The 10000-nt window shown below is 37.4% G+C and carries 8 protein-coding genes and 2 rRNA genes (2 of these 10 running past the window's edge); 8 read left to right on the top strand and 2 right to left on the bottom strand.

What is annotated here, in order from left to right; all coding sequences use genetic code 11:
* From QUF99_RS05100 to QUF99_RS05065, 8 genes are all read left to right on the top strand, one after another.
* Positions 1–896, top strand: partial view of a sensor histidine kinase gene (locus QUF99_RS05100; protein ID WP_289368883.1) — the 3' portion only. 133 nt of this gene lie to the left of the window's left edge; 896 of the gene's 1029 nt are visible here — the last part of the coding sequence; its start codon lies off the left edge, out of view; it ends in the stop codon at positions 894–896.
* A gap of 78 nt (positions 897–974) precedes the next feature.
* A complete protein-coding gene (locus QUF99_RS05095; protein ID WP_289368882.1) occupies positions 975–1895 on the top strand; it encodes an ABC transporter ATP-binding protein in 921 nt (306 codons plus the stop codon).
* Positions 1888–2625, top strand: a complete 738-nt coding sequence (locus QUF99_RS05090; RefSeq protein ID WP_289368881.1) for an ABC transporter permease — start codon at positions 1888–1890, stop codon at positions 2623–2625. The genes QUF99_RS05095 and QUF99_RS05090 overlap by 8 nt, the downstream gene beginning before the upstream one ends.
* A gap of 101 nt (positions 2626–2726) precedes the next feature.
* Complete coding sequence (gene bacA, locus QUF99_RS05085) at positions 2727–3524, top strand: undecaprenyl-diphosphate phosphatase (RefSeq protein ID WP_289368880.1); 798 nt, start codon at positions 2727–2729, stop codon at positions 3522–3524.
* Between the two features lie 848 nt (positions 3525–4372).
* Positions 4373–5764: an alanine/glycine:cation symporter family protein gene (locus tag QUF99_RS05080; RefSeq protein WP_286123253.1), complete on the top strand. Its 1392-nt coding sequence runs from the start codon at positions 4373–4375 to the stop codon at positions 5762–5764.
* A gap of 30 nt (positions 5765–5794) precedes the next feature.
* Positions 5795–7489, top strand: a complete 1695-nt coding sequence (locus tag QUF99_RS05075; RefSeq protein ID WP_289368879.1) for a M20/M25/M40 family metallo-hydrolase — start codon at positions 5795–5797, stop codon at positions 7487–7489.
* A gap of 65 nt (positions 7490–7554) precedes the next feature.
* The gene (locus QUF99_RS05070) at positions 7555–8001 is read left to right on the top strand and encodes an ASCH domain-containing protein (protein WP_289368878.1); all 447 of its coding nucleotides are present in this window, start codon (positions 7555–7557) and stop codon (positions 7999–8001) included.
* Positions 8002–8103: 102 nt separating this feature from the next.
* On the top strand, positions 8104–8568 hold the full coding sequence (locus tag QUF99_RS05065) for an aminoacyl-tRNA deacylase (protein ID WP_289368877.1): 465 nt from the start codon (positions 8104–8106) through the stop codon (positions 8566–8568).
* Between the two features lie 52 nt (positions 8569–8620).
* Here QUF99_RS05065 and rrf read toward each other — a convergent pair.
* Positions 8621–8736 (bottom strand): 5S ribosomal RNA (gene rrf / locus QUF99_RS05060).
* A 50-nt stretch (positions 8737–8786) separates the two neighbouring features.
* A 23S ribosomal RNA gene (locus QUF99_RS05055) occupies positions 8787–10000 on the bottom strand (it continues 1708 nt past the right edge of the window).

The raw sequence follows: 10000 nt of genomic DNA, 5'->3' as shown, positions 1-10000 counted from the left end.
CAATAAGTCTTTTCTTTATAAGAATTCATTTTATCGAAAGCCGAAAATCCATGGTTGCCGGATTACGACGTGCCATCAAGGGAAATACACACGCAAGGCTCTATACAAATAACGATCATTCATTAGATGAAGTGATCTTTTCTACAAATGAATTAATAACCACGCTAGAAAAAGTGCAAATTGAAGCTGTACAATCTCAAGAAGCTAGAAAACAACTCCTATCTAGTATTTCACACGATATTCGGACACCCCTTACTTCTATTATTGGCTATGTTGATGCTTTAAAAGATGATATTGCTGCTTCAGAAGAAGAGAAACGAGAATATCTTGAAATCATTTCAAAGAAATCAAACAGCTTAAAACAATTAGTTGATGAAATATTTAATATGGCGAAGCTAGATGCAAATGAATTTCCATTGAAGGAAGAGCCTCTCAATTTTGCTGAGGTCGCTAGAGAATCTTTAATTGCGTTTTTACCTGAACTCTCAAAACATGATATAGAATTACAAGTTCATATTCCAGATGTACCTTGCCCAATTACAGCCGATTCCCTTAGTCTTTCGCGAGTTATAGGGAATATCATGAAAAACGCCATACATTATGGAAAATCCGGAAAGATATTAGGAATAGAGCTAACAGAAGCAGCTAATGAATATCAGTTGCTTATTTGGGATAAAGGACCTGGAATTTCAAAAAATGATTTAGAGAACATATTTGAGAGAATGTACCGAAGTGACCAATCAAGGAATTCTTCGCATGGTGGTAGTGGCCTAGGACTCGCTATTGCTAAAGCTCTCGTAGAAAAAAACGGTGGACAAATATGGGTAGAGAGTATTCCGTGGAAAAAAACGACCTTTGGCTTTTCTCTCCCAAAACAATCCATTTTTAAGAAATAGTTAAGAAATGATTAAGCAGCAGTTAAGTCCTCCTTTTTATCATGTAATTAAGAGCTTATAGAAAGTAGGTGTTTCAAAATGAGTGCAATCATAAAAACAACAAATCTCACTAAAATTTATGGCAGTCAAAAATCTGTAGATAATCTAAATATAAATGTAAACCAAGGAGAGATTTATGGATTTATCGGGAGAAATGGTGCAGGTAAAACAACTACAATTCGAATGCTACTAGGATTAATAAAACCTACAAGTGGAAAAATCGAAATATTCGGAGAGGATTTTTTCCAAAACCAAAAAGAAATTTTAAGAAGAATTGGTTCTATCGTTGAGGTTCCAGGGTTTTATGAAAACCTTACTGCAAAAGAAAATTTACTAATTAATGCCAAGATCATTGGGATTCACAAAAAAAATGCGATTGAAGAGGCATTAGAAATTGTAGGGCTAGAGCATGTAACGAAAAAGCTAGTAGGAAAATACTCTTTAGGGATGAAACAGCGATTAGGAATTGCAAGAGCCCTTCTCCATTATCCAGAACTATTAATATTAGATGAACCGACTAACGGTTTAGATCCCATCGGTATTAAAGAGATGCGAAAGCTCATTAAATCTTTATCCCAGGAAAGAAATATAACAATATTAATTTCTAGCCATATTTTAGCTGAAGTCGAACAGCTAGTTGATCATATGGGAATTATTCATGAAGGTAAGTTATTAGAGGAAATTGCTCTTGATACACTTCGAAAAACAAATCGTAAATACTTGGAATTCCAAGTAAATAACGATAATAAAGCTGCAATGCTGTTAGAAAACCAATTTCATATTTCGGATTATGAGGTTCATGATGAAGGAAATATTCGCGTTTACTCTCACTTCGGACAGCAAGGACAGATTAATAAGACATTTGTCCAAAACGATATTGAAGTATTAAAGATTATGATGAGCGAAGACAGATTAGAAGATTACTTCACCAAGTTGGTTGGAGGTGGGACAATTGGTTAATCTATTATACACAGAACTATTAAAATTGAAACGTTCTAACATGTTCTTGATTAGTATTCTTGGGGCAGCAGTAGCACCTTTTATGATAGTAGTAGCGTCATATATACATATGCAAGATAAAAAATCTAATTCAATTATTGTGTTTGGTCAATTGTTAAGTGAAGCTCATATGTATACTGTTGTAGTGATTGGAGTCCCTCTATATGGAGTCATCACGGCTTATCTTTTTAATCGCGAATATGCAGAAGACACATTAAAGAATTTATTAACCATTCCTATATCACGCATGAACTTCCTTATAAGCAAATTAATAATCTTATTTTTGTGGATTATGATCTTAACTTTAGTTTCCTGGGGACTAACTGTTGTTTTCGGTTTATTAGGACAGTTTGAAGGTCTTAGTTCATTATTGCTAATAAAATCCTTAGGAGGATTTTTTATAGGTGGAGCATTTCTTTTTATTCTATCAACACCAGTCATATTTATAACGATTGCACTAAAGAATTATGTACCCACTATTGTATTTACGATTGTAATAGTCTTATTAAACTTAATGACGACAAATTCAAAACATAGAGGATTGTTTCCGTGGCAAGCAGCAGGAGATATTTCAAAAAATACGCTTCTTCCCACTTATCCTCCCGAATATTCCTATATTGCTATTTTTGCAACCTCTTTCATCGGATTAATCGCGTTAATTACCTATTTTAAAAGGGTAGATATTCATTAATTTATACGGATGATAAAATGTTCTGAAATTTACTCTGAGGCATCTCCGTCTTTCCACAACATTTGAAAAGAGAATTTTTATTTAAATATAGGAGTGAAATTATGAGCGATACAATTATTGCCTTTATACTTGGCATCATCGAAGGATTAGCAGAATTTTTACCCATCTCCTCTACCGGTCATCTTATATTAGCCGGTCACTTGTTAGGCTTTGAAGGAGAAAGAGCAAAAACATTTGAGATTGTTATACAGCTAGGTGCTATTCTAGCTATTGCAGTTTTATATCATAAACGCCTTGTTTCTTTATTTAATATAAAACCGCTTCTACAGAAAGAAAAAAAATTTAATGCATTACATGTAATACTAGGTGTATTCCCAGCTGTAATTGCTGGCTTACTATTACATGATGTGATCAAAACATACTTATTCCAGCCACATACTGTCGTTATTGGACTTGTAGCAGGAGCTATTCTTATGATTTTTGCAGAAGTTAAAAAACCTGAAGCTACATCTTATTCATTAGACGATTTAACATATCGTCAAGCATTAACAATTGGATTATTTCAATGTTTAGCAGTATATCCTGGCTTCTCAAGAGCTGGTTCCACAATGTCTGGAGGATTGTTAGCAAAAGTGAATTATAAAGCTGCATCAGAATTTTCTTTTCTAATTGCTCTTCCCGTCATGGTTGGAGCAACGGGTCTAGACTTATTAAAAAGTTGGAAATATTTAAGTGTAGATGATATCCCAATGTTTGCAGTAGGATTTATTACTTCTTTTGTAGTAGCAATGCTAGCGGTAGTAACTTTTCTAAAGCTACTAGAAAAAATAGGTTTAAAACCATTTGCCTATTACCGCATTTTGTTAGCCCTTTTGTTCACTATCTTCGTACTGCTCTAACCATAACAAGATTCTCTATAAGTAAAAAAGCAACTGTATAAATCCATTTTGTTTTTTCGACATATAAGCCGCGGCTATGGATAACAAAAAGTGACCTGCACTCGTTTTCTCTCTTTGTTTTCACTTGGCATGGGGCAGGAAAAGGATCTGACCGCTTCTATGCATGGCCGGATGCTCTCTCCCCCTAAAAAGAAAGGTTTTATGTCGGTTTTTTCATTTGTATTTATATAGCCACCGATATTCCTATAAGAATATCGGTTTTTAGTGATTATAACTCCTAAAGAAACCTCAAAAATTATATGTAATAAAAAGCCACAAAGACAACATCCTTATCGTTTTTAAATTACTTTTCAATATATTAATAGTTAAAAATAGATTGACACGAACATTCTAAATATTCTTTAATATTAATAAAGGCATACATTTTCATAGCCCAACCCAGTACCATTCCAACCCATATAAATCCATTTTGATTTTTCGACATATAAGCCGCGGCTATGGATAACAAAAGGTGACCTGCACTCGTTTTCTCTCTTTGTTTTCGCTTGGCATGGGGCAGGAAAAGGATCTGACCGCTTCTATGAATGGCCGGATGCTCTCTCCCACCTAAAAAGAAGGGTTTTATGTCGGTTTTTTCATTTGTATTTATACAGTACCATCTCAACTAGAATCTTCCCCTTGTAAACATTTAATTATTTAACTTCTAATGATTGATACACTTCACTGTTCAGTAGCAATTCATCTTTTTTTCTTCCTAAAAACTTAATAAATAAACATCTAAATTTTGAAAGGAGCTTCACGACAGCTATGGCACTTCTACTTCATTCACATATACTAGGAGGTAAACAATGGAGAAATTTTCGCAATTTATTTCACAGATTACAGAATTTATTTGGGGGCTTCCCATGATGTTTTTATTACTTGGAGGAGGCGTTTATTTAACATTTCGATTAGGATTTTTTCAATTCCGATACTTTCCTCATATTATTAAAGAAACTTTTGGAAAAATCTTCGCTAAAAGCAACGCCCCAGGTACTGTTACCCCCTTTCAAGCAACAGCTTCTGCTTTAGCTTCTACAATGGGAGCAGCCAACATCGTTGGTGTTCCCGTAGCAATTGCACTTGGTGGCCCTGGAGCTATTTTTTGGATGTGGATTGTTGCCTTAATTGGCATGGCTACGAAATACTCTGAAGTAGTATTAGGCATTCATTACCGTCAGAAAAATGAACAAGGCGAATGGGTTGGTGGACCTATGTATTATATCGAAAAAGGTCTTGGCTGGAAAAAGGTTGCTTCTTTCTTTGCCTTTGCACTAATGATTGAAATTGTTGCGAGTACGATGGTTCAATCTAATTCCATTGCCACGACAATAAAAGGTTCTTTTGGCATTTCGCCAACTATAACAGGTATCGCAATTGTCATTCTTGTTAGTCTTGTTACATATGGCGGAATTAAAACCATTGGGAAAGTTTCAGAGCGCCTTATTCCACTGATGGTTGTCTTATATTTACTTTGCTCATTTATTATTTTAGCTTTTAATTTTTCAGAAATCCCTGCCGCTTTCTCATTAATTTTCAAACATGCTCTTACTCCCCTCTCTGCAGCTGGTGGATTTGCTGGCGCTGGAGTTGCTGCTGCCATTCGCTGGGGACTAGCACGTGGCTTATATTCAAACGAAGCTGGGATGGGAACTGCTCCAATTGCCCATGCTGCTGCTATGAATGATCATCCAGCAAAACAAGGATTTTGGGGGATCTTTGAGGTAATTGTAGATACGTTAATCGTTTGTACAATCACTGCTCTTACAGTCCTAACTTCAGGGGCTTGGAAAACAATTGAAGCAAATGAAGCACCTACAATGGTTGCTGCTGCTATGAAACCTGTATTTGGTACATCTTTATCTGGAGTTATCGTTTCAACAACTCTTTTCTTATTCGTTATTACTACTGTTGTCGTGATTGTATTCTATGGGGAAAAACAAGCTGAGTACTTATTCGGCTCTACTTTCTCTAAGTTTATGAGATTTGTATACATTGGAGCAATTATGATTGGAGCTATTGGAGGACTCAAGTTCATATGGCAATTTTTAGATTTAATGCTAGCTTGCGTTGTCATTCCGAATATAATTGCTGTGTTCTTCCTTAGCGGAAAGGTCCGCTCTATTACAAATGATTACTTTTCTAACTTTAAATCTTCAAAAGAAGAAAAAGAAAATAAAAAATCTACTACAGCAATGTAACAAACTAACAAATCAAGGAGGTTTTATCCTATGTACCAACAACTACACTCATTATCTCTAGAAAAACAAGTCGAAACACTAACAAAACATTTAGTTTCTTTTAATAGTATTAATGGTACTACTGGTGAGGTACGTATTATAGATGAGCTATATCACATTTTAAAAAGCTTCCCTTACTTTCAAGAGCATCCTGAACATATATGGATTCAGAATGTGCCAAATGATCCAATTGGCCGAAAAAACGTATTTGCATTTGTAGAAGGAAATACAGACGCAACGTCTACTATTATTTATCATTCCCATTTAGACACAGTTGGAATTGAAGACTTTGGACTATTAAAAGAACACGCTTTTTCTTCAGGGACACTGGAAAAATACTTTCAAACATATGAAGGGAATTCTGACGTTCAATCTGATGCGAAATCTGGAGATTGGCTATTTGGCCGAGGCTCTGTTGATATGAAAAGCGGAGCTGCCGTTCATCTAGCTAACATATTATATTTCTCACAACATACTGAGTTACTAGAAGGAAACCTTCTTTTACTTTTCAATGGTGATGAAGAAGGTGAACACCGCGGAATTACAGCAGCTTTATCTGAACTTGAAAGACTCCAACAAGAAAAACAATTACAATATCGTTTAGCAATTAATAATGATTTTATAACACCTCTATATGACGGAGATAGTCAGCGCTACATTTATACGGGAACTGCCGGAAAACTTCTACCTTGTTTCTATATTTATGGGAGAGAAGTACATGTGGGTGATACCTTATCAGGAATTGATCCAAACTTTATTGCAGCTCAAATTACACGTAGACTACATAATAACTATAAACTAACTGAATTTATCCCTGATGAGCTTGTCCTACCTCCAACATGTTTATATCAGCGTGATAACAAAAATAGCTATACGGTACAAACAGCAACAAGCAGTCAACTATACTTCAATTATTTTATTTATGAATCTACACCTGCAGAGGTTCTTGAGCAGCTATTAGAAGAAACAAGACAAGTGTGCAAAGAAGCCGAGGAGTATTTAAAAGAGCAGTTTCATCGTTATTTACTCGTAACAGGTCTCCCATCACGTAACCTTTCATGGGAGATTGCTGTAACAAGTTACAGAGATTATATAGAAGAATTACAACAACGCGACATAGATACAGAAAAAACAATTCAGAGCATACTAAAACAAAGTAATACAAGTGATTTACGGGAGCTTTACTTTGAAATTGTTGGTGCTCTTCAAGAAATAGATCCAGAGAAAAAAGCACGTGTTATTTTATTTTTCGCACCACCATTTTTACCACATAACTATTTAAAGCAAACAAGTGAACAAAATCGTCAATTACAAAGTAGTATTCAAAATGTATTACAAAACATGCAAGATGAAACAGGTGAACAATTTGTCCTGAAAAAATTCTTCCCGTATTTAGCTGATGGCAGTTTCTTATCCATTCATGAAACTGACGATGAATTAAAGCCATTATTACAGAACTTCCCTAAATGGGAACAATTATACCCGCTTCCATATGAAACAATCCGAAAATTAAACATCCCTTCTATTAACATGGGCGTATATGGAAAAGACGGGCACAAGTGGACAGAGCGTGTTTATAAACCATATTCATTTAACGTATTACCTTTGCTTATTCGTAAAACAACAATACAGCTTTTAAATGACTTTACAGAGAATTCAAGTCGTCAAACAGTCCATCATTCATGAATAGAATCTTATATTAAGACATTGCCCATTTAACTAGACACTGAAGAAATGAGTCGATTATACAAATGAATCAATTAGCACAAAAATATTGGAATGAATATTGGAAAGAACGCGAAAAGCCTAAATACGTTAGTGCCTGGCAGTTTGGAGCCTCTCCTGACTACCTTGCTCAGTTAGTAATTGATGGTGTAAAAACAGCAACATGCTCTGGTCATATTTTTTATGAATTAGAAAATGAACCACTTCCAACAACAGATGACTATAGTATTATCTTAAATAGTAATGACGAACCCGTGGCCATTATTAAAACCGTCGAAGTAACTGTAACACCAATGAATGAAGTACCTGAAGAATTTGCTATTGCAGAAGGAGAAGGCGATCGAACCTATCGCTACTGGAAGGATGCTCATGTAAAATTCTTCATAAAAGAATTAAATGAAATTGGACGTGAATTTTCTGAAGACATGTTACTCGTTTGTGAACGGTTTAAACTAATTGATGTAAAAAAATAAGATACATCCGCCGATATTCGACACACAAGCTCATCATCTATGGATGAAGAAATAGCATAGATGATGGGCTCATTTTATTATGTCTAACGAAGGAGAAAATATATGAAAAGTTATGAAAAAAAATGTAAAAAATACTTAGATGCCAAAAATATTAGTGCAGAGCATCTCACTTTTTCACAAACTTGTCATTCCGTAGAAGATGCTGCTAAAGCTACAAATACCTCTCCAGAACAATTTGTAAAAAATATTTGTATGATGGATCAAAACAATAACTTCATTCTCGCTGTACTGAAAGGTGAAGACAGAGCTAGTACTACCAGAGTAGGCAAGGCATTAAACATTGAGAGACCAAGATTAGCCACTGAACAAGAAATAGTAAAATGCACGGGTTATCTAGCTGGCGGAGTCCCTTCCTTTGGTTATGATGCCACGTTTTTAATTGATCCAAAAGTAATGAAGCTAGATTATATTTTTACTGGAGGCGGTTCTCCACACTCTTTAGTAAAAATTAAAAGTGAAGATGTCTTAAAAATGAATGAGGGACAAGTTACACGTATACGAAAATAAGAATTATATCATCAAACACAAAAAAACCTAAGTCGAATCGACTTAGGTTTTTGCTTGGCGACGTCCTACTCTCACAGGGACAAGGTCCCAACTACCATCGGCGCTAGAGAGCTTAACTTCCGTGTTCGGTATGGGAACGGGTGTGACCTCTCTGCCATCATCACCAAACTGATGAAGGTATATTCCTTCAAAACTAGATAACATTGCTTCATATTTATATGGTTAAGTCCTCGATCTATTAGTATTCGTCAGCTCCACATGTCACCATGCTTCCACCTCGAACCTATCAACCTGATCATCTTTCAGGGATCTTACTAGCTTACGCTATGGGAAATCTCATCTTGAGGGGGGCTTCATGCTTAGATGCTTTCAGCACTTATCCCTTCCGCACATAGCTACCCAGCTATGCCCTTGGCAGAACAACTGGTACACCAGCGGTGCGTCCATCCCGGTCCTCTCGTACTAAGGACAGCTCCTCTCAAATTTCCTGCGCCCACGACGGATAGGGACCGAACTGTCTCACGACGTTCTGAACCCAGCTCGCGTACCGCTTTAATGGGCGAACAGCCCAACCCTTGGGACCGACTACAGCCCCAGGATGCGATGAGCCGACATCGAGGTGCCAAACCTCCCCGTCGATGTGGACTCTTGGGGGAGATAAGCCTGTTATCCCCGGGGTAGCTTTTATCCGTTGAGCGATGGCCCTTCCATGCGGAACCACCGGATCACTAAGCCCGACTTTCGTCCCTGCTCGACTTGTAGGTCTCGCAGTCAAGCTCCCTTATGCCTTTGCACTCTACGAATGATTTCCAACCATTCTGAGGGAACCTTTGGGCGCCTCCGTTACACTTTAGGAGGCGACCGCCCCAGTCAAACTGCCCACCTGACACTGTCTCCCGGGTCGATGAGACCCGTAGGTTAGAATTTCAATACAGTCAGGGCGGTATCCCACCAGCGCCTCCACCGAAGCTAGCGCTCCGGTTTCAATGGCTCCCGCCTATCCTGTACAAACTGTACCAAAATTCAATATCAGGCTACAGTAAAGCTCCACGGGGTCTTTCCGTCCTGTCGCGGGTAACCTGCATCTTCACAGGTACTATAATTTCACCGAGTCTCTGGTTGAGACAGTGCCCAAATCGTTACACCTTTCGTGCGGGTCGGAACTTACCCGACAAGGAATTTCGCTACCTTAGGACCGTTATAGTTACGGCCGCCGTTTACTGGGGCTTCAGTTCAGAGCTTCGCTTGCGCTAACCCCTCTCCTTAACCTTCCAGCACCGGGCAGGTGTCAGCCCCTATACTTCGCCTTACGGCTTCGCAGAGACCTGTGTTTTTGCTAAACAGTCGCTTGGGCCTATTCACTGCGGCTTTCCGTTAAGAAAGCACCCCTTCTCCCGAAGTTACGGGGTCATTTTGCCGAGTTCCTTAACCA

Origin of the sequence: Bacillus sp. DX4.1 (assembly GCF_030348195.1) — a bacterium.
Lineage (GTDB): Bacteria > Bacillota > Bacilli > Bacillales > Bacillaceae_G > Bacillus_A.
This window is presented reverse-complemented; position numbering and strand designations above follow the sequence as displayed.

Bases quoted from the DNA above. Each gene is read 5' to 3' on its own strand.
- QUF99_RS05095 (WP_289368882.1), top strand. From the start codon at position 975: ATGAGTGCAATCATAAAAACAACAAATCTCACTAAAATTTATGGCAGT.
- bacA (WP_289368880.1), top strand. From the start codon at position 2,727: ATGAGCGATACAATTATTGCCTTTATACTTGGCATCATCGAAGGATTA.
- QUF99_RS05080 (WP_286123253.1), top strand. From the start codon at position 4,373: ATGGAGAAATTTTCGCAATTTATTTCACAGATTACAGAATTTATTTGG.
- QUF99_RS05075 (WP_289368879.1), top strand. From the start codon at position 5,795: ATGTACCAACAACTACACTCATTATCTCTAGAAAAACAAGTCGAAACA.
- QUF99_RS05070 (WP_289368878.1), top strand. From the start codon at position 7,555: ATGAATCAATTAGCACAAAAATATTGGAATGAATATTGGAAAGAACGC.
- QUF99_RS05065 (WP_289368877.1), top strand. From the start codon at position 8,104: ATGAAAAGTTATGAAAAAAAATGTAAAAAATACTTAGATGCCAAAAAT.